General features: G+C 39.0%; 16 protein-coding genes. 6 read left to right on the forward strand and 10 right to left on the reverse strand.

Annotated elements, in window-relative coordinates:
• Positions 1-31: 31 nt before the first annotated feature.
• On the reverse strand, positions 32-1786 hold the full coding sequence (locus tag HMPREF9071_RS02040) for an alpha-amylase family protein (RefSeq protein WP_009744879.1): 1755 nt from the start codon (positions 1784-1786) through the stop codon (positions 32-34).
• A gap of 142 nt (positions 1787-1928) precedes the next feature.
• The gene (locus HMPREF9071_RS02045) at positions 1929-3536 is read right to left on the reverse strand and encodes an L-lactate permease (protein ID WP_009744880.1); all 1608 of its coding nucleotides are present in this window, start codon (positions 3534-3536) and stop codon (positions 1929-1931) included.
• Between the two features lie 433 nt (positions 3537-3969).
• On the opposite strand from HMPREF9071_RS02045, the gene HMPREF9071_RS02050 reads away from it, so the two are divergent.
• On the forward strand, positions 3970-4392 hold the full coding sequence (locus tag HMPREF9071_RS02050; protein ID WP_009744881.1) for a hypothetical protein: 423 nt from the start codon (positions 3970-3972) through the stop codon (positions 4390-4392).
• Between the two features lie 67 nt (positions 4393-4459).
• On the opposite strand, the gene HMPREF9071_RS02055 is transcribed toward HMPREF9071_RS02050, so the two are convergent.
• The 3 genes from HMPREF9071_RS02055 to HMPREF9071_RS02065 all read right to left on the reverse strand — a co-directional run bounded on the left by HMPREF9071_RS02055 (position 4460) and on the right by HMPREF9071_RS02065 (position 8965).
• Positions 4460-6322, reverse strand: a complete 1863-nt coding sequence (locus HMPREF9071_RS02055) for an ABC-F family ATP-binding cassette domain-containing protein (RefSeq protein WP_009744882.1) — start codon at positions 6320-6322, stop codon at positions 4460-4462.
• Between the two features lie 216 nt (positions 6323-6538).
• On the reverse strand, positions 6539-8200 hold the full coding sequence (recN, locus tag HMPREF9071_RS02060) for a DNA repair protein RecN (RefSeq protein WP_009744883.1): 1662 nt from the start codon (positions 8198-8200) through the stop codon (positions 6539-6541).
• A gap of 309 nt (positions 8201-8509) precedes the next feature.
• Positions 8510-8965 (reverse strand): type ISP restriction/modification enzyme, encoded by a 456-nt coding sequence (locus HMPREF9071_RS02065; protein WP_009744884.1) that lies wholly within the window; start codon positions 8963-8965, stop codon positions 8510-8512.
• A 96-nt stretch (positions 8966-9061) separates the two neighbouring features.
• Here HMPREF9071_RS02065 and hemL point away from each other — a divergent pair, with 96 nt between their 5' ends.
• Positions 9062-10357 carry a glutamate-1-semialdehyde 2,1-aminomutase gene (gene hemL / locus HMPREF9071_RS02070; protein ID WP_009744885.1) on the forward strand — a complete coding sequence of 432 codons (1296 nt, stop codon included), beginning with the start codon at positions 9062-9064 and terminating at the stop codon, positions 10355-10357.
• A gap of 73 nt (positions 10358-10430) precedes the next feature.
• Here hemL and HMPREF9071_RS02075 read toward each other — a convergent pair whose 3' ends face one another.
• Together HMPREF9071_RS02075 and HMPREF9071_RS02080 are read right to left on the reverse strand one after the other, a co-directional pair.
• Complete coding sequence (locus HMPREF9071_RS02075) at positions 10431-11624, reverse strand: FtsX-like permease family protein (RefSeq protein WP_009744886.1); 1194 nt, start codon at positions 11622-11624, stop codon at positions 10431-10433.
• 9 nt (positions 11625-11633) lie between these two features.
• Positions 11634-12266 carry an ATP-binding cassette domain-containing protein gene (locus HMPREF9071_RS02080; RefSeq protein WP_253908244.1) on the reverse strand — a complete coding sequence of 211 codons (633 nt, stop codon included), beginning with the start codon at positions 12264-12266 and terminating at the stop codon, positions 11634-11636.
• Between the two features lie 276 nt (positions 12267-12542).
• Here HMPREF9071_RS02080 and HMPREF9071_RS02085 point away from each other — a divergent pair, with 276 nt between their 5' ends.
• From HMPREF9071_RS02085 to HMPREF9071_RS02100, 4 genes are read left to right on the forward strand one after another with little or no spacing between them, the layout of a single operon-like run.
• Entirely contained in the window at positions 12543-15695 is a 3153-nt protein-coding gene (locus HMPREF9071_RS02085) for a SusC/RagA family TonB-linked outer membrane protein (protein WP_009744888.1), read from the forward strand.
• A 19-nt stretch (positions 15696-15714) separates the two neighbouring features.
• Positions 15715-17256, forward strand: coding sequence for a RagB/SusD family nutrient uptake outer membrane protein (locus HMPREF9071_RS02090; protein WP_040358165.1), 1542 nt, complete (start codon positions 15715-15717; stop codon positions 17254-17256).
• 16 nt (positions 17257-17272) lie between these two features.
• Positions 17273-18310 (forward strand): substrate import-associated zinc metallohydrolase lipoprotein, encoded by a 1038-nt coding sequence (locus HMPREF9071_RS02095; RefSeq protein WP_040358168.1) that lies wholly within the window; start codon positions 17273-17275, stop codon positions 18308-18310.
• A gap of 3 nt (positions 18311-18313) precedes the next feature.
• Positions 18314-20008 (forward strand): DUF4302 domain-containing protein, encoded by a 1695-nt coding sequence (locus HMPREF9071_RS02100; protein ID WP_009744891.1) that lies wholly within the window; start codon positions 18314-18316, stop codon positions 20006-20008.
• Positions 20009-20083: 75 nt separating this feature from the next.
• Here the strand turns inward: HMPREF9071_RS02100 and HMPREF9071_RS02105 are convergent, their stop codons facing one another.
• The 3 genes from HMPREF9071_RS02105 to HMPREF9071_RS02115 all read right to left on the reverse strand — a co-directional run bounded on the left by HMPREF9071_RS02105 (position 20084) and on the right by HMPREF9071_RS02115 (position 22971).
• The gene (locus tag HMPREF9071_RS02105; RefSeq protein ID WP_009744892.1) at positions 20084-20935 is read right to left on the reverse strand and encodes a glycerophosphodiester phosphodiesterase family protein; all 852 of its coding nucleotides are present in this window, start codon (positions 20933-20935) and stop codon (positions 20084-20086) included.
• A gap of 99 nt (positions 20936-21034) precedes the next feature.
• On the reverse strand, positions 21035-22282 hold the full coding sequence (gene clpX / locus HMPREF9071_RS02110; protein WP_009744893.1) for an ATP-dependent Clp protease ATP-binding subunit ClpX: 1248 nt from the start codon (positions 22280-22282) through the stop codon (positions 21035-21037).
• Positions 22283-22308: 26 nt separating this feature from the next.
• Positions 22309-22971 carry an ATP-dependent Clp protease proteolytic subunit gene (locus tag HMPREF9071_RS02115; protein ID WP_009744894.1) on the reverse strand — a complete coding sequence of 221 codons (663 nt, stop codon included), beginning with the start codon at positions 22969-22971 and terminating at the stop codon, positions 22309-22311.

Here is a 22971-nt window from a genome sequence, read left to right on the forward strand (position 1 = left end):
TACGATTTTTTGTGCAAAAAATGAACTCCTATTATGAAACAGTCTCTATAGAGAAAATCAATGATTGCAAAGGTGCAATATCTATACGCATTTTCCCTTGTTCTTTATGGAAGAGTGTTTGTTCTTTGTGATATAGCTCTTCGGTGAGAGGGATATTTTTTTGGGATAGTTGCCATGATTGCAAGAGGATAGGAGGTATCTGAAGGTCAAAACCAAAGGTCTCTGTTCTGCTAAAATTCACTATGATAATCCATTTTCTACGTTCTTCTTCTCTTACAAAGCTATATACTTTATCATTATAGTAAGGCGTATGTATTCTGTTGTAATGATGGATATTCTTAAAAATTCCTTTTACAGGTAGGTGTAATAAACGTTTGTAGAAATCTCTTAAGATTTTTTCAGTAGGGGAGAGTGCTCCTCCATCATATTTTTTATTATTTACCCATCGTTGGTGAGCAGGGACTCCTATATAGTCAAAGATAGAGGTACGAGAGGGGCTCCCAAAGCCAGCATGCTGCTCAGCACGTTCACCTACTTCCTGTCCAAAATATAGCATAACAGAGGCATCACTAAGGTAGGTGCTTACGGTCATGGCGGGTAATCCTCGAAAAGCATCGGAGGCAAAAGCATCGGAGGCGATACGTTGTTCATCATGGTTCTCTAAGAAGTGGAGCATCTGTGGGGCAATATCCTTTACAGCTTGCTCAGCTATATCTATACTGTCAGTTGTTTGTTCATAACAGATGATATTACGTAAAGTATCATATAAGCCTACCTTATCATAGAGGGCATCCATTTTCCCCATGAACAAATAATCATGATAAAGATTTGGGTTGTATACCTCAGCAATAAGAAAGCTATCTGGTTTTTTGGTTTTAATAAAAGAATTCAGATAACTCCAGAACTCCACAGGAACCATTTCCGCCATATCATAGCGAAAACCATCTATGCCAAATCCGAGCCAGAACGCTACAATATCTTTAAATTTCAACCATGTATCTGGGACAATTTTACTACGCCAAAAAGCATAGTGTGTTCCATAGTCCCATTGGGCAAACTCTGAAGGAAGTGTATCAAAATCCTTTTTCCCTTCGGGAGTAATCCCATAATTGAGTTTCACGGTTTCGTACCAATCGGTAATCTCAGGCGCTGAACTGCGTGAATTCCCTGTCCATTTAGCGGGATATTCTACATAAGGAGTTTCGGAGAGTTCTCTTAAGGCAGGTTCTGTAGGAGTATAACCGAGAGAAAGGGTAGGTAGGCACAGTCTCTCTCCTATATTGTAATAGAAATTGTTATCTCTGGCGTATGTTACAGTGGTATCATCATCTTCTCCAAAATTTTTTACTCCTTTTCTCTTTGAGAGCGTAAAGTACTGGCGAGCTATATGGTTAGGGACAATATCTATGATGACTTTCATCCCACAGTGGTGAATACGTTCCACTAAGGAGGCGAATTCCTCCAAGCGGTTAATAGGATTCTCTGCCAAGTCAGGATCTACATTGTAGAAATCCTTTATAGCATACGGAGAGCCTGCCCTTCCTTTCACTAAGTAAGGAAAATCATTAGGAATGCCCAAATAGGTATAATCCCCTACTAAGGCATGGTGTAATACCCCAGTAAGCCAAATATGAGTAACCCCTAATTCCTTAATGCCTTGTAGCGCTTCATAGGTAAAGTCTGAGAATTTTCCAATGCCATTCTCTTGGCGGCTGCCATAAGGTATATTCTTGGTATTTGTATTGCCAAAGAGCCGTACAAGTACTTGATAAATAATTGTTTTCATAAATATTCTATACGTATTAATTCTGTAACTTGTAGTTTTAACATCGTGAAATAAAATGCAAAGGTAATAAAATAATAGGGGAAAGGTTATTGATTTATTTGGATAACCTTTTTTGAGTTACTTCAAACGCAGAAATACTTTTTTAGTTAAAGATCAGTACCTTTATCAGGTAAGCTACCAATGCAGCAATTACCCCATAGAGGAGCATAGGGATAACCGTCTTTTTCAGAATAGTACCCTCTGCATTATCTACCCCTAATACAGAACATCCTGCAATAATATTATTAATGCATACCATATTTCCCATAGCTCCTCCTACGGATTGAAGCGCTAAGATAAGGGATATAGGAAGTCCAGCTGAGGAGGCTACAGAATACTGTACAGCTCCGAAGGTTACATTGGAAATTGTATTGGAACCTGAAAAGAAGGAGCCTATAGCCCCCAAGAAAGAAGCAAAGGAAAGCCAATGGTGTTGGGTAGCATCGGAGAGTCCTGTACCAATGGTTTGTGTCATGGAATAATTCCCTCCTATCATCATGAGCTTGACCATAATCATTGCGCCCACTAAGGCTAAGAAGGGCTTTTGGATCTGTACAAAACTACTGGTGAATATATTTTGAGCCCTCCCCCATGAAAGGGTAAATATAGGGATAGAGAGGAGTACGGTAACCACAAAAGGAATAAGCGCAGGAGTGTAGAGCAGGTTATAACTATCGGAAATGCCTGTATTGAAAATATTTCCAACAGAAAAGATTAAGCCCTTACTTACCTGAAAATCCCCTAATTCTCCTAATGAAAAACGAAGCCATTCAGTATTGTCATTGAACAAGGCTCTAAGAGGAAGCTGTTTTATACGAGTAAGCACTAAAATGATAATAAGTAGAAGGGTAGGGGAAAGTGCTTTGATGAGTGTGCCCATAGCGAGGGGCTCTCTTGGCTTATCAGAGGTGCCCTTTTGGGATAAACCAATTCCCTTGGTTGCTGCACGGACAGAGACTAATAGACCAATGGCACCCCCCACAAGAGCAGGAAACTCATAATTAAACTGAGCAATAATAAGATAAGGGATGGTACAAGAGAGTATGCTAATGAAAATAAAAAGAATATTCTCCTTTATCTCTTTCCAACTTACTACAAATCGCAAGGCGAGTATAGGAATGATAAGACCTGCTACAAAGTGTATTAGTGCTGAGATCTGCCCTATCTGAGTTACTTGTCCTGGGCTAATGGTACCACTGTCCAGTAATGTTTTGAAGCCATACCAAGTAGGAGTCCCTACTGCCCCAAAGGATACAGGAACGGAATTCATTACCAAGGCTAATATGACCACTTGCATGGGCTTAAACCCTAAACCTGCCAAAATAGGGACAGCAATGGCAACAGGGGTGCCGAATCCGCTGGCTCCCTCCAACATAAAGGTAAATGCCCAACCTATAATCATTAGCTGAGCTACAGGATTAGGACTGATATTCCCTAACCAGTGGCGCAGAGTGTTCATTGCTCCGGAGGATTCCATCATACGATTGAAAAGTATCGCTCCAAAAATAACAGAAATGGGAGTAAAAACTGAAATAATGGCGGATACGATATTGGCATTCAGTATGATAAATTCATTTTTGAAGTAGAAAAGCTGTAATAGATATACAATTCCTGCTATTAAAGGAAGTGCTACGTATGAAGGGAAAGCATCACGCTTGACCATCAGATAGATAAGCAATACAATAGGAAAAATACTTAAAAAGAGATCCATGATTATGTTAGGATATTAATATGCCCTACTCTGCCAGCTTTTCGGGAACCGCTTTAATTCTTCGCAAATATATGACTTTTTATATATCTAAGGTGTGTTTTCCTGAAGAATTATTTTCTTTTAAGAAAAGTATCTATAAGAGAAGGGGTATAGTAGTTCAATGGGATCATATTAAAAAATGGTCATGTCGCTAAAATGTTCTATAAGGAATCCTTTAATCCATAAATTCACGGATTTTGCTTCCACATTAACTTAGGTTTATTGCAAAATTGCAGAGAAAATTCCTTTGATAATATTTGAATAGGTTTAAAGCACTAATAATCAATAAGTTTTATAAAATGAGCATCTGTAATAGTTTAATAAAACATTAACGTATATCTTTGTACAGATTATTTACTTTTGCGCCCGAATTAGAAATTAAACATTTGATTTTATGAAAAAAGTATTATTATTGAGTATAAGTGTCCTCCTTTTAGGAGCTTGTGGAGGTGGAAAATCTCCTGAAATGAAACGTTTAGAGAATGAACAAAAAGCATTGTCTTTAAATACGGAACTCAACAGCCTACAGATGGAACTTGCCAAAGAGCAAGCTAATAATGAGCTACTCAAACAGCAAGCAGCTGAGATTAATGATAAGGCTAACAATCGTGCATCTGCTTTCTCCAGTGCAGGTTCTGCTTCTGCTTCCGCTTCAGAGGCTAAAAGAGCACAGCGTGAAATGCGTAAAGCAGAAAAAACCAATAAGGAATTGGCAAGTAGTGATAAGAAGATTCAAAAACTTCAAAAAGAAATTAGTAAAGTACAAGAAAAAATTGCTAAAACTGGTGTAAAGGTGGAATTTTCAAGTGAAAAGTAAGGATATAAGAATGAAAAAGAAAAAGTGAATAGTGGGAAGTGATAAATTTATCACTTCCCACTATTTTTTATTCTTCACTTTTTATAGAAAGTTCTAACCAACGATCTGTCTTCTCTTCTATGAGTTTCAGCACCTTACTTAAAGCTTGAGATTTCTCTTGAAGTTCTTCCTGAGTAAGTTCTTCCTGAGCAAAAATATTCTCCAGTGCTTTCTTCTGAGCTTCAAGTTGAGAAATTTCTTTTTCCAAGCGAGAGAATTCTCGTTGTTCACTCTGTGAAAGAGGGTTATTAGCTCCTCTCCATGAGTTCTTTGTAAGTTCCTTTTCCTCAGTTTTATTACTTTCCTTAGGAGAGGATTGCTCATAGACAAAATAATCGGAGTAATTGCCAGGGAAGTCCTGTACCTCACCCTCTCCTTTGAAAACAAAGAGGTGATCCACAATCTTATCCATGAAGTAGCGGTCATGGGAAACAATGACAAGGCATCCTTCATAATCCAACAGGAATTCCTCCAATACATTCAAAGTTACAATATCCAGATCATTGGTAGGCTCATCCAGAATCAGGAAATTAGGATTTTGAATCAGTACAGTACAGAGATATAGGCGCTTACGTTCTCCTCCACTGAGTTTTTCCACGTAGTCATATTGTTTCTTGCGATCAAAGAGAAATCGTTCCAAGAGCTGTGCTGCCGAAAGTGTACGTCCTTTGAGCAAAGGAATATATTCACCATATTTCTTAATCACATCTATGACTTTCTCTTGTGGATTTATCTCAATCCCTTGTTGGGTATAGTAGCCAAATTGCACAGTTTCTCCAATTATAATTTTTCCAGCATCGGGCTTAGTTCTTCCAGTTAAGAGGTTCAGGAAGGTACTTTTTCCTGTGCCATTCTTTCCAATGATACCTACCCGTTCTCCTCGCTTGAAGACGTAAGAGAAGCGGTTCAAAATAGCTTTCTCTGGGAATTTCTTCACAACATTATGCAGTTCAATAATCTTGCTACCCAAGCGTTGCATGGCTATCTCAAGCTCTACTACATGTTCGCGCCGGCGTTTTTGGGCTTGTTCTTTAATGAGGGCAAAATCATCAATCCGGGATTTGCTCTTGGTGGTACGCGCTTTGGGTTGTCGGCGTATCCAGTTCAATTCACGGATATATAGGTTCTTTGCCTTTTCCTGAGAGGCTTGCTCTTGTTGTAGGCGCTGTTGTTTTTTCTCTAGAAAATAGCTGTAATTTCCCTTGTAACTGTAGAGGGTACCTCCGTCAAGTTCTAGAATTTCATTGCATACACGTTCCAGAAAATAGCGGTCGTGAGTAACCATAAAAAGAGTCATCTTTTCCTTAGCAAAGAAGCTCTCCAACCACTCAATCATCTCAAGATCAAGATGATTGGTAGGCTCATCTAAGAAGATAAGATCGGGCTTGCTGATCAGGACATTGGCAAGAGCAAGCCTTTTACGTTGTCCTCCTGAAAGATGCTTAATAGGTAGGTGTAGGTCAGTGAGTTTCAGCTGGAAAAGGATTTGCTTGTATTGGGTTTCGAAATCCCAAGCCTCATGGCGCTCCATTGCCTCAAAGGCTCTTTGATATTGTGTTTCGTTCTCAGGATGTTCTAAGGCATGCTCATATTGCTGAATAACTTTTAAGATAGGATTCTCTCCCCTAAAGATAAAATCCTCAATAGTAAGTTCTTGGGGTAACTCAGGCTCTTGTGAAAGAAAGCCTATTTGTAAGCCATTACGAGTGATTACCTGTCCCGTGTCGGGCGTATCTTGCCCAGTAAGGATATGTAACAGAGAACTCTTCCCAGCGCCATTTTTGGCAATAAGGGCTATTTTTTGGTCTTTGTTAATGCCAAAGGACACATTTTGGAAGAGAATACGTTCTCCAAATGCCTTAGATATGTTTTCTACAGATAAAAGATTCATTGATTTAAGTAAAAGGTAAAGAGTAATAGTGAAAAGTTAATATGAGTTTGAGATAAGTAGGTGATTTGTTCCTTCTGCATCAGTTCCACAGATTTCATTCGCTAGTGCGAGGTATATATTCGCTTACAAGTATTCGGCAACTTTAGCTTGTGCCTATTAAGAGGGCTTGTAGTTCCTTGTAGAGAACTATAGGCTCCCTGATGATAAGGGTATTTTTCACTTTTTGCTTCCTAACAACTCTTTTGCATGTGTGCGGGCAGAGTCAGTGATGTCCTTACCACCGAGCATTTGAGCGATTTCCTCCACACGCTCTTCAGGGGATAGGTTTTTGAACAAGGTCGTAGTACGTCCAGCAATATCTGTTTTGTATATTTTAATGTGAGCATCTCCCTTACTGGCTACTTGTGGTAGATGAGAGATAGCAAATACCTGTCTATTTTGACTCATCTGCTTCATAATTTCTCCCATTTTGTGAGCTATTTCTCCAGAAACTCCCGTGTCTATCTCATCAAAAATAATTGTTGGTAGGGCTATCTTGGAGGCGAGGAGATGCTTGATAGCAAGCATGATGCGGGATAGTTCTCCTCCAGAGGCAGTTTTCTTAAGCAACCCAAAGTGTCCCCCTTTATTGGCTGAAAAAAGGAAAGAAAGAGTGTCATTGCCTTTGGTAAGATAATGTTCTGTGGGAGTTAAGCTGATTTGGAATTGAGCATTAGGTATTCCTAAATCCTTCAAGGTTGTCTGTAGGCTCTTAATAAGGGTTGGAAGTACTTTCTCCCGTACCTTATGGAGTTTCTGAGCAATGGTATTAAGGGCTTGAAAAGCTTTGTCTACTTCTTTTTGCTTAAGAGCAATATCCTCTTCTATATTCTCCATTTGGGAGACCTTTGCCTGTAAAGTTTCCTTAATGGCAATAAGTTCTTCTACGGTGTTAGCCTTGTGCTTCTTCTGTAAGTCATAGAGTTTTTGGAGTTTCTTCTGTGCACGAGCGAGCTGCTTGGGGTCAAACTCTACGTTTTCTGCTAAGTCGTATACTTCACGGGCGAGGTCATCAAGCTCTATATATGCGGCATCTATACGCTCATAGAGTTCATTATACTGAGGAGAATAGCTACTAAGGGTGGAGAAGAGGGAGGAAAGCTCTCGCATTTGTGTCATAATACCATATTCTTCTTCTGCCAAGGTATTGGCAGCTTCGGAAAGATGATCCCTAATGGATTCACTATTGGAAGCTTGGTTATAGAAAGTTTCCAATTCCTCTTGCATGCCTTCTTCTAAGTCTATTTCCTGTAACTCTTCTAATATAAAAGTATTATAATCATGTTCCTTTTGGGTATTCTGCTGGAAATCTAAAAGTTCTTGGAGCTTTTTGGCTTCTTTTTTATAGATTTTCAGAGCGGCTTGGTATTCCTGCAAAAGAGAGGTGTCTTCAGCTAAGGAATCTATAAGGAAAAACTGGAAATCCTCCTCGCTGAGCTGTTGAGTATCATGTTGGGAATGGATGTCAATGAGTGCTTTTCCCAGTGTTGAGAGCACATCCAAGGTAACAGGACTGTCATTAATAAAAGCACGGGATTTTCCTGAAGGGAGTATTTCCCTACGAATGATAGTTAGTGGTTCATAATCCAGTTCTTCTTCTTTGAAAAAATCGGCTAAAGCATAGTTTCCTATGGAAAATTCAGCTTCCACGATGCATTTCTCTTCAGGATTTCTCAGGGCACTGAGGTCGGCTCGCTTTCCTAAAACCAAAGCAAGTGCATCCAAGAGGATAGACTTCCCTGAGCCTGTCTCCCCTGTGATAATAGTAAAACCTTTGGAGAAATTCATTTTGATATCCTCAATAAGGGCAAAGTTCTTAATAGCTAATGTTTGTAACACGAATTCAATGATTAATGTTTAATGATTAATGGGTGAATAACGATAGTATTAATTACTGTTGGCATTAATCATTATTAAAGGTTTTCTATAAAAAATATTCCACAGCACTCTTGTTTTTCTGTAAGAGGTAGGAAATCCTTGAACTTAGGAGCAAAGGCAGGCTTGCGGGATAGGCTCCTTGTGATAGTCCGAAAGGAGAGTACTTTTACATGGCTGAATGATGTATTCTAAAAGAGTAACCGTAGGATACATGATGTCATTTTAAGGGCAAAAATACAAATTTTATTACCAATGATAAAGGATTAATTGTTAATTTTTCATGACTTCTTGCATTTTAGTTAGAGCAACAATTATCTGCTGGTAGTGCATAATGTCGTCATAGTTCAGGATATGACCTTTGCGATCTTTGAGCCATTTTTTGGCGGGCTGGTAGCCCCCGATGTAGGCTTCCCATGCTTTGAGGGGTACGTCTTGAAAGTATTGGGTATCGTTGATATATACGTTGCCTTTGTCTTTTTGCCTAGTATCTACCCATTTTATTTCGGTAATGGTGTTTCCTCCTGCTATGGGGAAAGAGGTGATGAGGGTTTGTAGCTGGGGACTTTCTAAGAGGTGTAGCTCTCGCAGGTATTTGCCTATGGTGGCGTAGTGCAGGAGTTCTTCTCCTCGGTAGAAGTGGGAGGTGAGTTCAGGGCGATAAGAGTGTTCAGTGGCTTTGCCAGAGTGATAAAGGATGTCAAGCTGGGTGATATAGGTGTGAATCATAGAGGAAACTATAGTGTTAATTTTTAATGCAAAGGTAGTGAAAAAAAGTAAAATTAAATTTGTAATTTTGCACCAAGAAATAAAGATGATAGAAACATGTTAATATACAAAAGAAGTAGTGAGCTGTTTCAAGCAGCCCAACAGGTGTTACCAGGAGGAGTTAATTCCCCCGTACGTGCTTTTAACTCTGTAGGAGGAACCCCTGTTTTTGTAGAACGCGCTGAGGGAGCTTACCTATATGATGCCGATGGGAATAAACTTATTGATTATATTGCCTCATGGGGACCATTGCTTTTTGGACATGCTTACCCTCCTGTGATTAAGTCAGTTACTGAACGCGCTAAAAAGGGTACCTCCTTTGGAATGCCTACTGAGGTAGAGACTCAGATTGCCGAAAAAGCACTTTCTATGGTACCTAATGTGGATAAGATACGTTTTGTTAATAGTGGCACAGAGGCATGTATGAGTGCGATCCGCTTAGCACGTGGCTATACCAAAAGAGATAAAATTATTAAGTTTGCGGGCTGTTATCATGGACATTCAGATTCTTTTCTGATAGCGGCAGGGAGTGGAGCGACTACTTTCGGGGTACCTAATAGTCCAGGGGTAACCCAAGGTACCGCTAAGGATACCCTACTTGCTCAGTATAATAATCTTAATTCGGTAAAGGAACTCTTTGTAGCACATCCTAAGCAAATTGCGGCGATTATCGTAGAACCTATTGCAGGAAATATGGGCTGTGTATTGCCCCAGAAAGGATTCTTGGAAGCTCTTCGTTCCTTATGTGATGAACAAGGAACACTCCTTATCTTAGATGAGGTAATGACAGGTTTTCGTTTGGCTAAAGGAGGAGCTCAAGAAGTCTTAGGCATTCGAGCTGATATGGTTACTTTCGGAAAAGTGATAGGAGGAGGCTTGCCTGTAGCTGCCTTTGCTGCACGTACAGAAATTATGGATCACTTAGCTCCTCAAGGAGCCGTATATCAGGCAGGTACGCTCAGTGGTAACCCGCTTGCTATGAGTGCAGGACTGGCAATGCTCACTGAGATAGAAAATCATCCTGAAGTATTTGAAAGTTTAGATAAAAAAACCGCTTATTTGCAAGAGGGTATCCGAAAAGTGCTTACTGAAGGAGGAATTCCTTGTCAGGTAAATCGCTTTGGATCAATGTGTTCTGTGTTCTTCTCTGAGGAGCCTGTAACCGATTTTTCCTCAGCACAGAAGGCAGATCATAATCGCTTTAAGAGATACTTCCATGCGATGCTCTCTCGAGGGATCTACTTACCCCCTAGTGGTTATGAAAGTTATTTTCTTAATGATGCCCTTTCCTATTCCGACTTAGATATAACGGTGAATGCCCTTAAGGAAGCAGTAGAAAAAGGAGAAATATAGCATTGATTCACAGAATAATATAGAATAAGAGCAGAGATCTATCTTAGTAATCTCTGCTCTTTGTTTTGGTGGGTCATAGGTGCTTTTTTGGAGTAACTATATTTTTTATCATCCTGACAATCATTATATGAAAGAATAAAATAAAAAAGATCATCAGCGTAAGAGCAATGATAGAAAGTAGAGATTCTGTAGAGGTAATAGAGAACAGACTTTCAAACCTTTTCATATATAAAATTCTAAGATAATAACTTAGGGAGAAAGAAAGACCTATACCTATAAGTGTTACTAAGGTTATCACCCACTGATAATAGCGAGCGATCTCTGTAGGAGTATAGCCAATAATAAAGAGAGAGGTAATTTGTTCTTTGTTGCGTTGCATGATAAGGTTAATACTTAAGAGAATGATGCCTATAGCCAGTAGGATAATAAGCACAGCAATACCTACTATCCCCCATAGGGCGGATGTAAAGAAAAAGCTCATTTTACTCAGTTCTAATTCATCTTTGTTAATGGTGTAATTGTGTTCATTAAAATAAGCAAGGATACGCTGCTCAGAAGGGTCATGAAACTCTATTAAGAGGCGAGAACACCGGTTGGAAGGTGTACCATAGGTTTGGTTAGCCCACATAAGGAAATCCTCTGGGACAAGGATAGAGTTGATTTTGCTGGAGAACCCCACAATATGGCTGGAGAAAGTCTTTTCTTTACCATTACCGGAGAGTCGCAATTGGAAAGGAATTTGGCTGATCATTCCCTTAGAGAATACAGGGAGTCCTTGACTTTCTGCAAAGCCAAAATTATATAAGGAGAGGTAATTTTCAGGAATAATTATGGGTACAAAAGAACGAGTAGAATCCCAAAGCCAATTCTCAGGATTTATATCCAGATATTTATTAGGAATACTCTCAAAGAACAGGTCTGTATAGAATAGAGGGATACCCTCTCCTTCAGTGGTAAAGGCACCTATCTTAAAGGTGGCTACCGTGAAAGGAACTACATTCTTGACAAAGGATTCTCTACGTAAAGCCTCTTGCTGAGCAGGAGTAAAGTAAATGCTTTCTTTATTAAAAGTCTTAAAAGCAGAAATATTCTTACTTATTACCGCATATTTGCTAGAGAAAACATCTGTTTGTTCTTTTAGGATAGGCTTTACATCCTTGTAAAGCTGAAATATAACCATTAACAGTGTTGTCCCTACTATTAAAGCAAGTGCATAAGCCAATAATTGTGATTTTATAAGGGTTTTTTGCTGGAGTTTCCGTAACATGGTAGTTTTCTATAGGTTTAATACTTTATCATAATTTAGCAGAGTGTTGGCTTCAAGGGAGGTAAGTAATAGAGAAGCTCCCCTCTGGGAGAGTTCCCTCTTAAGGATTTCCTTTAGGATCATGGTATTGGCATTATCCAAATGGCTAAAAGGCTCATCTAACAGGAGAACTTCAAAGGGTTGAGCTAAGGTGCGTAAGAAAGCTATGCGCTGGCGTTGCCCTAAGGATAGGGTAGAGAGGAGTGCTTTTCGCTTATGAGCCAATCCTATTTCTTCAAAAAGATCATCTATTTGTTCTTTGGAAAAGTATGAGGTGATCCTATTCTTTAGTTGTATATTCTCCATAGCAGTAAGTGTAGGGAAAAGTTTTAGATCTTGAAACAGGTAGCTGAGCTTATTTCTTCGGTATGAGAAGAGGTTCTTGGGGTGTTCTTCTCCATTATAAATAATGGTTCCATTATAAGCATAACTCTCTCCATATAAGAAATTCAATAGAGATGTTTTCCCATGACCCGATTGTGCCCTGATAAGATAATGCTTGCCCTCATTGAAGGTAACTTTCTCTTGTAAGTAGATATCCGAAGGGGTAACCTCCTGTGTGGACATGTAAGAAGGTTTCAAGTGATGTAAAACAATATTCATAATTCTTAAACTTGAGAAGACAAAAATACAAAATAATCAGGATATAGCCTTTTTGATTTAAGAAAAATATTTTGCATTTGGGATTTCAAGTAAAAAATGGAATGATTCTCAAATAAAAACACATTTTTTATAAAAAATCTTATTTATAAATCATTTTATAATATTAGTATATTTAGAATGGTTTTAAAATAATGTTCTTGTTAATGATAATGGAAAAATTTATTTTTTGTATGACATATTTTTGTATATTTGCGGGCAAAATAAAAAACTAATTTTATGCGAATTAAAATAAGCATTTACTTATTATTTTTCCTGTTTGGAGTGATTCATACTTTTGCGCAAGAGAAGAAAATTAGCGGTCTTGTGAGCAATCAGCAAGGAGTCCCTTTAGTAGGGGTGAGTGTTTCCCTGAAAGAGAATCCTGCTGTTAATGTTCTAACAGGGACAGATGGTAGGTATACCATGAATGTTAAGGAAGGAGATATTCTCGTCTTTTCTTTTTTAGGGATGAGAACTCTTGAACGTACAGTGAGACAATCCTCCACGTTGGATGTAGTGATGGAGCAACAAACAACTACTGCTCAGCCTGCTACTTCTGAAGGAGTAGCGCGCACCAATGTGCGAGGTCCCTCCTCCATTTATGGGACAAGCAAACCCCTATGGGTAGTGGATGGGGTTATTCTTGATGATGGAGTGGAACTTTCCCCCGATGCTCTTTCTTCCTCTGATGCAAAAACACTTATAGCGTCAGCTTTGGGAGGACTCTCCTCGGATGATATCGCTTCCTTCCGTGTGCTTAAGGATGCTTCAGCAACTTCTATCTATGGTCCTCGTGCGGTGGCGGGTGTTATTGTTATTACTACACGCAAAGGATCAAAAGGCACCAGTAGTATTACTTATACCAATGAGTCCACTTTCCGTATGATTCCTTCCTATAGTAATTTTAACATCATGAATTCTCAGGAGCAGATGGATTTTTTCATGGAAATGCTCAGAAGAGGGAATTTTTCCTATGAAACACTTACCAATCGTAAGAATAAAGGAGAAATTGCCCGTATGTACGAACTACTCAATACGGCAGGCGCTGATGGGAACTTCGGATTAGATAATACGGAAGCAGCTAAAACAGCCTATTTGCAAGCAGCTGAAAGGCGTAACACGGACTGGTTCTCCAAGCTCTTTGAGACAGGGGTCATGCAAAATCATGCAGTAAGTCTCTCCACAGGTACTGATAAAGCCTCTTACTATGCCTCTGTAAGTGTCCTTACAGATCCGGGGTGGATGAAGTATAGCAATAGTGACCGTTATACAGCTAACCTTAATGCTAACTACAAAATTAGTAATAAAGTAACCTTCAATGTAATTGTTAATGGAGCATATCGGCAAGGGAAAACGCCAGGTAGTGTAGATCCTATTTCAGGAAAAGTTTCCACAGAGTTTGGACTCAACCCTTATTCTTATGCTCTGAATGCATCTAGAACACTTGATCCTACTCAGTATTATCGCTATCGTTATGCACAGATGAATATTTTTGAGGAACTTGAGAATAATTATACCCACACCAATATTGGAGATATCAAAATACAAGGTCGCCTCTCCTGGCAGGTTACTCCTAAAATAGAGGCGACAGCACTTGGAGCTATTAAGTACCAAAGTATCTCCCAAGAGCTTAACCAAACAGAAAACTCCAACTTAGCAAGGGCATATCGGGCAATGGATAATCTTAATATGATTAATAATAATGAGTTCTTGTATGAAGATCCTTATGATGATTTTGACGTAAAGCGTACCGTGCTCCCTCAAGGAGGTATTCGTGAGAAAAGTGAAAGCCTACTCAATGGAAAGGATTTCCGAGCTACCCTTAGCTATAAGGATGCTTTTGGAAGGGGAATCCATAAGATACAACTCTTTGGAGGAATGGAAACCAATGATACTTATCGCAGTAAAGACTGGGGGAAGAACTTTGGTTTGATGTATGATATGGGAGAAATCTCTTATTTTTCTTATGAAGCATTCAAGCAAATTCAAGAGAGTAGTTCTCCTTATTATTATACAGTAACACGTACCACTACTCGTAATGTGGCTTTTTTCTCCAATGCTATATATGGCTATAAAGATAAGTATATATTTAATGGAACGCTACGTTATGATGGTACGAACAAGTTTGCCAAATCACGCTATATCCGCTGGATGCCTACTTGGAACGTAGCATTTACTTGGAATGTTACAAGGGAGGATTTCTTCTATAAACTCCAACCACTTTCTAACCTCTCCTTCAAAGTTTCTTTTGGGGTAACCCCTGAGAGCCCTTCTGCCAATACTTCCTTAGTGAAAATCATAGGAGATATTCCTTGGCGTAGTAATGATCGCACTCGGGAAACAGCCTTGAAAGTGAGTGACCCTGCGAATCATGACCTTACTTATGAGAAAAAACAGGAACTTAATCTTGGAGTACAGATGGGATTCCTTAAGAACCGCATTAATTTTGCTCTTGACGGGTATACTCGTAATAACTATGACCTTATTGGGCGTGTACCTACACAGGGATTAAATGGAACGGTAGTACGTGTAGGGAATGTAGCTCAGATGCATTCCTACGGAGTGGATCTCAGTCTCGAGACACAGAATATTAAGCTTAAGGATTTCTCTTGGACAACCACTTTTATTTACGCAAAGAATGAGAATAAAATCACCAAACTTTATGTAGATGCTTCTATTACTGATATGGTACGTGGTAGTGGTTTCTCTAAAGAAGGGTATCCTGTGAGTTCTATCTTCTCCATTCCCTTCAGGGGGCTTAATAGCGATGGTTTACCTACTTTTTCTGATTCTAATGGGAATACTACCATTGATGGTATTCGTTTTGACCAACGAGATCATCTAGATTTTTTGCAATATTCAGGAACTACCAAGCCTACCGATGTAGGGAGTTTCGGCAATCTCTTTAGGTACAAAGGACTATCCCTTAATATATTAGTTACCTATTCCTTTGGAAATGTATTGCGCTTGCCCACTGCTTTCAAGTCCAATTATGATAATGATGCTTTGGCGATGCCTAAGGAGTTTACCAATCGCTGGATGCAACCTGGCGATGAAAACCGTACCAATGTGCCTGTGATAGCTTCCTCCTATCAGCGTGATATGATGCCTAACCTACAATATGCCTATACTGCTTATAATTACTCGGATGTGCGCATCGCCAAAGGAGATTTTATTCGCCTGAAGGAAGTTTCTGTTGGGTATGATTTTGATAGAGATACTGTTAAAGCAATGAAAGTGAAACGATTGGGTATGAAATTACAAGCGACCAACCTCTTTCTACTTTATGCAGATAAAAAACTCAATGGAGCTGATCCTGAATTCTCAGGGGGGAGTACTTTTATTCCGAATCCTAAACAAATTACCTTTAGCTTACGTGTAGGTTTATAATCATTTTAAAATGACAGATATGAAAAAAAATAAAATATACTTCATTACTTTACTCCTCTTTTCTTTGGTGGGGTGTAATAAGTTTTTAGATAAAAATCCTGATAACCGAGTGGAACTTGATTCTGCTGATAAGATACAAAAATTCTTAGTAAGTGCTTATCCTAACCGTACTACAGCTTTGGTTACTGAATTTTCCTCTGATAACATTGATGATATAGGAGAGGGTAATAGGCGCACTCTACCTTTCATTAGTGAACTGGTGTACTGGGATAAGAATTTTCATGAATATGGAGCTCGTGATGGGCTTCGTAATATATGGAGTGATAACTATTCTATGATTTATCATGCCAATGTGGCTCTGGAAGCTATTGAGAACTTGGGAGAAAATACTCCTGAACTTAGAGCCTCTAAAGGCGAAGCTTTGGTCATACGTGCGTATGCTCATTTTATTCTGGTGAATCTTTTTGGGAAGCACTATAATACACAAACTAGTAATACAGACTTAGGAGTTCCTTATTTGGAAGAAAGTATCAATGAATTCAAGGCTGAACGCTCCCGTAATACGGTGGCTGATGTATACCAACGTATTGAGAGAGACCTTATTCAGGGACTTGAACTTATCAATGATAGTTATTATAAGGTACCTAAACTACATTTTAATAAGCGAGCAGCACAAGCTTTTGCGGCACGCTTCTATCTCTATTATGAAAAATGGGATCAAGCAGAGGCAATGGCTACTCAAGCCTTAGGGGGTGTGGAGACTCCCACTACCTTACGTAATTGGGGAACTTTTCAGGCGCTATCCAGTGAGGATCCTCATGCTAAAGAATATACTCGAGATGACCTTGATGCCAATATCTTCTTAGCAACCGTGCATACCAACGCTACTTCCTATATAGACGGGACTGCCGTTGCTCGCTTTACTCATGGAGCTGCTATTTCTGTACGTGAGACATTCCGTGCAGAAAATAACCTTTGGCAGAATAACTACAAGGATAAAGCTTTTGAACGCTACCGCACAGAGATAAGTAAGTATACTTATACAAAATATCCTACTTATGTGAATAATCGCTCTCAGATTGTCCTCTTCTCCACTGATGAAACTCTTCTGGTACGTGCAGAGGCTCGTATATTACAGAAAAATTATGTGGGGGCTATAAGTGACCTTAATCTCTTTACCAAAGGATACCTTACAGCAGGTACTCAGTTTACTCAGAATGAGATTAATACAGGGTACCAACATATAGAGTATTCCAGCTATGACACCACTACCATGCTCAGCCATGCCACTCAAAAGAAACATCTCTATCCTGCTTTCTCAATTGATAGTGAGCAGGAGAACCTATTACATTTCCTCCTACAATGTCGCAGATTATTAACTCTTGGAGAGGGATTACGATGGTATGATATTCGCCGTTATGGGATAGAGATATACCGTCATCAGTTGGATAATGAAGGCACTGCCTATGTAAAGGCTATTCTTTCCAAAGATGATAAGAGGCGTACCCTCCCCCTACCTGTAGATGTAGTAGCTGCAGGTATGCAACAGAATGAAAGATAAATTAAAATATAAGAAAATGAAAAAATTATATATACCTCTTATCATAGCCCTTTTCACATTGGCTTGTAGTAAGGACAAGCCTCAAAGTGATGAGAGTGTGGTACAACTTACCACTAAAGAAGAACTACAGAACCGTACAGAATTGGATAGGTATATCATTGAAAAATTTACCCAACCCTATAATGTACGTATTGTATACCGATTTTCAGAGAATGATGTCAGCCGAAATATGTTCCGTTATGTGGCACCTCCTTCTGCTCAGAAAGCCTTAGAAATGGCTAATTTCCTCAAATACATGTATTATGAGCCTTATACCATGCTTACTCCTAAGGGATTCTTACAGAATTATTCTCCTAAGGAATTAGTATTCATAGGTTCTCGTGCTTTCTCAGACGTAGGTACTGCTTATAATGGGCTGGCTACCAATGCTGTAAAAATAGAAATGCTGGGTGTTAATAATATTGACCCTACAACCTCCGATCCTACAGAAATTATGAATATTGATAACCGTGTACTACGGCTTATCTATCATGAATCCTCTCACTTATTGGAACAGGTTAAAATAGTCCCTAAAGAATTTGAAAAGTTATCCATTGCCGATTATAAAGGAGGCGCTTGGCAACGCTCTTGGGCAGGAAATACTTATCTTAAATCAGGATTTATCAGTGCGTATGCCAGTGATAATATCCATGAGGATTTTGTGGAGACTATAGCTCGCTATATCATCTACTATCAGAAAAATCAATGTGGGTGTGAAACCACGGATACTACTAAGGATACTGATGGAGATGGGTTGGATGATACTGCTTATAATACTTGGAGGACAGGAATACTTCGCAAAGGATATATCTGGGAAGAAGAACTTGACAAAGCCGATGGGAAGAATAATACTTCTGCTCAGTATACAGGAAAGGAAATACTTCTGAAGAAGATAGGAATGGTTAGAGGCTATCTCAAGGGAGAATGGAGTATTGATATTGATGCCTTACGAGAGGAAATCCATAGGCGACATGCTAATTTGCAAAATAAAGATTTTACTCAATTTGAATGGTAATTTATGAAAAAATATGTATATATATTGGTCTCATGTGCTTTTTTTGCTGCTTGTGATCAAAAAGAAGAAGCCGTATATGGCAAAGGGAATAGTTATGTGAAGCGAACAGGAGAGACTATTACCAAATATACAAAGGCTTTAGAAGAAGCTCCTAATGGATGGTTGCTTACAGTATATGCTGGTGATAATCAGCAATATGGAGGGTATAATTTTCTTGTCTCTTTTGCCGGAGGAAAAGTAAAGGCTTCCTCTGAAGTGAATACAACAGAAACCACTTCCGATTATTCATTGAGCTTTAATGAAAAGGCTATTCTTTCCTTTGATACTTATAATGAAGTGCTACACTACTTTGTAGAGCCTTCATTTTTGAATCCTCATGGGAAGGTAGGGGATAATCAATATGAGATACAGTCTTACGAAAAAGAGGTATTTACCCTTAAGGGAAAACGCTCCAATAACCTAATGACACTTGTACGCTTTCAGGGAGATAAATCCTCTTATCTGAATAAAATACGTTCTCGAGCCTCCCAAATGAAAACAGTGGGAATTGCTCCTATTACCCTCAATGGAAAACAAGTGAACCTTGTCCTTCACCCTACTAATCATCAGTTTGTAATAAGTGAGGGAACTACTATCTATCAGAAGGCATTTGTATATACCGATAAGGGATTAAAGTTATATGAACCTATTGAGATTGGAGGGAAAATCTTTACAGAGTTCTATATCTCCGATGATAATCAGGAACTCTCTTCCTCTGACGGAAGTGTAAAAACAACCTTAGTATATACTTTACCATACAATTTCCAAACGAAGTCCTTAATTCTTAGTTTAGTGGATGATGGATGCAGTAGTAATACCGTTTTCAGTAAGCTCTATGAACGGTATAGGAACTTTACCTATAGTAGTGCCTCTTATAGTACTTCTCCTCAGATACGTTTGGGATCTGATGCAAGAGAGGCAGGTATTACCTTTCGTTTTTATCAAGATGCAACTACCCGTTATACTTTGGATTTTCTTCCTGTAGCAGGCAAAGAAAACCAAGTGAATATAGTAGAGGGAATACGTAGCCTTAACTGGAATGTATTCAATAATCTCTATCCTATTGTAGAAGCACTTATACAGAATGCTCCTTATGAAATGACTGATATTAAAGGTGATGGTTCTCAGTATCGCTTAACAAGTGCTAAGAATGCCCAGATCACTTTCGTAACTACCCCAGCCATCGCAATACTTCCTTATGACTTTACAAGGAATCGTACTATGATACAGTTCGCTACAGGATATGTATCAAATAGTGTTCTGACAGTTTATAATAGTGTAAGAAGTCGTACTCGAATAGTAAATGGTGCCAGAGTAAAGGATATATTAGGAAATACCATTTATTTTGGAAAGAATGGGAATAACATAGGCTTTCATTTCTATTTTACCCGAACACCAACTTCAGGAGGAAGTAGCAGTAATGTAAGTTCGGTATATAATATAGATTTCTTGCCTGTCCCTTGTAATATTGCACAAATGAATATGATAGATAAGGGGAAGCTTCCTCAGAATACCAATTGGACGGCATTTAGCTATTTGTCTTCATTGATAGATACCTTTACAAGGAATGCTCCTTATACGATGTATGATGATGGTTCAGGATATGTGCTCTGGACAAGTGTGAAAGATAGTAATATATGGTTCTATACTTACCAATAGATTTAGATATATAAAAAGGAAATAGCTCTCTTAAAGAAAAGGAGAGCTATTTTTCTATATATGATAAAGAATTTTTTAGAAGGAGAGTGCGAGAGGGCGGTCAGTGGAGAATACTTGAATACCTTTTTTAGCCCATTCATTATACAGATGATCTCCTTTGGCAGCTGCACGCTTATCTAAGTTACCTAATGTACCAAGTATGGCAGGTATTCTTAGCTCATTGAGGCGCTTATAAAGGCTATCCTCAGGCAGATGTATCCCTGTGAAAGCAAGTAGCTTCTCCTTAGGAATCCCTGTGGCAAGAATACGATTGAGCTCATCATCATTACGTACAGTTACAGAAAGGAGCATTTCAGGAGCTACCTTATAAAGTTCTTCTGCTTGAGCTACATTATAGCTGATGAGTACTACTTGTCCTTGCATTTGTTCAGCACGTACAAGATTGGCTACCTTCTGGTAAGAGATCCCCTTTTTGAAGTCCAACATAAGGTAAGCGCCATGTTTCTTACACCAAGCGAGTACTTCCTTAAGCATGGGAATTTGGTAAGAAGTGACTTTGCCAAAATCATCTTTGAGCCTTTCTTTGAGGAGTTCCTGGGTACTAAGTTGGGAGACAATTCCTTCCCCTGTGGCAGTACGTCCAAGTTTATCATCGTGCATGAGGAATAAGTCACCATCTGTGCTCTCAAAAATATCAATTTCAAAACTATGAATGCCTTTTTTGGATAGATATTCAATAGTTTGCAAGCAATTCTCAGGATAACCTGCTATGCCTTTACCTGCACGATGAGCGGAGACTATAGGCTTCTGTGCAAAATAAATTTCATTGGTGATTTCTTTTTGAGGGATGATCCTCCCAGTAGAGGAATTTTTACAAGAGACTACTCCTATAAGGAGCAGCAGTAATAGCAAAGCAATTTTTTTCATTTAATAGTTATTTAATTAGTTTCTGATCTTATTTATTGAAAAAAGCTCCCCCTTAAAGCCAAGAGAAGAGCTTTTAGAAAACTATGAAAACTTTTAAGATTATGCACTTAACAGATGTTCCGTAAAGCCAGACTTATTGAGCTTGTCCTCAGCGTAAGAGCGAGTAACTACCAGTGTTTTCTCATTGGTACTAGGAAGATTGAACATAGCATCTGTAAGGATACTCTCACATAAGGAGCGTAATCCACGAGCACCGAGCTTATACTCTAAGGCTTTTTCCACTATAAAATTCAGAGCATCTTCTTCAAAGGAAAGGGTTATACCATCCATGGCAAAAAGCTTTATATATTGTTTTACAAGGGCATTCTTAGGCTGAGTGAGGATCATGCGTAGGGTCTCCTTATCCAAAGGATCCATATAAGTAAGTACAGGTAAGCGTCCAATAATTTCAGGAATAAGCCCATAATCTTTTAAATCCTTATGGGTAATATACTGCAAGAGATTCTTATCATCTACTTTTGTTTCCTTGGAGGAGTTATAGCCTACTGCTTGTCGGTTCATACGGCGGGCAATGATGCGTTCTATTCCATCAAAGGCTCCTCCTGCTATAAAGAGGATATGTTCGGTATTGACCTCAATATACTTTTGGTCAGGGTGCTTACGTCCTCCTTTTGGAGGGACATTCACTATGGAACCTTCTAAGAGTTTAAGGAGTGCATGCTGTACCCCTTCTCCTGAGACATCACGGGTAATAGAAGGATTATCACTTTTGCGGGAGATTTTATCTATTTCATCAATGAATACAATTCCTCGTTCGGCTTTCTCCACATTATAATCAGCGGCTTGGAGTAGGCGAGAGAGGATGCTTTCCACATCTTCTCCTACATAACCTGCTTCAGTGAATACAGTGGCATCTACAATGGCTAAGGGGACATTGAGCATTTGGGCTATGGTACGAGCCATAAGGGTTTTCCCAGTCCCAGTTTGACCGACCATGACAATGTTACTCTTCTGGATTTCTACCTCTTCTTGGTCTTTCTCCTGGAGCAAGCGCTTGTAATGGTTATATACAGCAACAGAGAGGACTTTCTTGGTCGCCTCTTGACCGATAACATATTGATCAAGGAAAGCCTTTATTTCGGTAGGCTTCTTTAGAAGAAGGTCTTGACTGAGTTCTGTAGTTGTTCTTTGTTTGTTATTTTCCTGCTCGGACATCCAAATGTTATATGCCTGTTCTACACAATAGTTACATATAAATACATTGGGCTCCACACCACTGGCGATAAGGAATATATCAGCACTAGCATGCCTTCCACAAAAGGAACAACTTTCACCTGTTTTACTCATATTATTAAAAAGGGAATTAAAGTAAGTTATTTTTGTCGTTCGAGGACTTCATCAATCATACCGAAGTCCTTAGCCTCGCTGGCAATCATCCAATAATCACGATCGGAGCTATGAATAACCTCCTGAAGAGTCTTTCCTGAATGTTTAGCGATAATAAGAGAGAGTTCTTCCTTTATTTTGAGAATCTCACGAGCATTAATTTCAATATCACTGGCTTGTCCTTGGGCGCCACCTAAGGGTTGGTGAATCATGATACGGGAGTGAGGAAGAGCAGAACGCTTGCCTTTAGCACCAGCACAGAGGAGCACGGCTGCCATAGAAGCTGCCAATCCTGTACAAATGGTTGCTACCTGAGGTTTAATGAACTGCATAGTATCATAAATACCTAGCCCAGAATATACTTCACCTCCAGGAGAATTGATATATATTTGGATATCTTTCTGGGCATCAAGACTCTCTAAGAAAAGGAGCTGTGCTTGTATGATATTGGCTACTTGGGAGTTAACATCTGTTCCTAAGAAAATAATCCTGTCCATCATAAGGCGAGAGAACACATCCATTTGAGTTACATTCAATTGTCTCTCTTCCATAATATAAGGGGTCATGCTATTGACAATGGCATCATAATAAGTACTACTGACCCCCTGATGCTCAATAGCAAATTTCTTAAATTCTTTTGAATAATTCAT

This window comes from Capnocytophaga sp. oral taxon 338 str. F0234, assembly GCF_000192225.1.
Classification (GTDB): domain Bacteria; phylum Bacteroidota; class Bacteroidia; order Flavobacteriales; family Flavobacteriaceae; genus Capnocytophaga.

Excerpts from the sequence above, each read along its gene's own strand:
- HMPREF9071_RS02040 (WP_009744879.1), bottom strand. The coding sequence starts at position 1,786 with ATGAAAACAATTATTTATCAAGTACTTGTACGGCTCTTTGGCAATACA.
- HMPREF9071_RS02045 (WP_009744880.1), bottom strand. The coding sequence starts at position 3,536 with ATGGATCTCTTTTTAAGTATTTTTCCTATTGTATTGCTTATCTATCTG.
- HMPREF9071_RS02050 (WP_009744881.1), top strand. The coding sequence starts at position 3,970 with ATGAAAAAAGTATTATTATTGAGTATAAGTGTCCTCCTTTTAGGAGCT.
- HMPREF9071_RS02055 (WP_009744882.1), bottom strand. The coding sequence starts at position 6,322 with ATGAATCTTTTATCTGTAGAAAACATATCTAAGGCATTTGGAGAACGT.
- HMPREF9071_RS02065 (WP_009744884.1), bottom strand. The coding sequence starts at position 8,965 with ATGATTCACACCTATATCACCCAGCTTGACATCCTTTATCACTCTGGC.
- hemL (WP_009744885.1), top strand. The coding sequence starts at position 9,062 with ATGTTAATATACAAAAGAAGTAGTGAGCTGTTTCAAGCAGCCCAACAG.
- HMPREF9071_RS02075 (WP_009744886.1), bottom strand. The coding sequence starts at position 11,624 with ATGTTACGGAAACTCCAGCAAAAAACCCTTATAAAATCACAATTATTG.
- HMPREF9071_RS02080 (WP_253908244.1), bottom strand. The coding sequence starts at position 12,266 with ATGAATATTGTTTTACATCACTTGAAACCTTCTTACATGTCCACACAG.
- HMPREF9071_RS02085 (WP_009744888.1), top strand. The coding sequence starts at position 12,543 with ATGCGAATTAAAATAAGCATTTACTTATTATTTTTCCTGTTTGGAGTG.
- HMPREF9071_RS02090 (WP_040358165.1), top strand. The coding sequence starts at position 15,715 with ATGAAAAAAAATAAAATATACTTCATTACTTTACTCCTCTTTTCTTTG.
- HMPREF9071_RS02095 (WP_040358168.1), top strand. The coding sequence starts at position 17,273 with ATGAAAAAATTATATATACCTCTTATCATAGCCCTTTTCACATTGGCT.
- HMPREF9071_RS02100 (WP_009744891.1), top strand. The coding sequence starts at position 18,314 with ATGAAAAAATATGTATATATATTGGTCTCATGTGCTTTTTTTGCTGCT.
- HMPREF9071_RS02105 (WP_009744892.1), bottom strand. The coding sequence starts at position 20,935 with ATGAAAAAAATTGCTTTGCTATTACTGCTGCTCCTTATAGGAGTAGTC.
- clpX (WP_009744893.1), bottom strand. The coding sequence starts at position 22,282 with ATGAGTAAAACAGGTGAAAGTTGTTCCTTTTGTGGAAGGCATGCTAGT.
- HMPREF9071_RS02115 (WP_009744894.1), bottom strand. The coding sequence starts at position 22,971 with ATGAATTATTCAAAAGAATTTAAGAAATTTGCTATTGAGCATCAGGGG.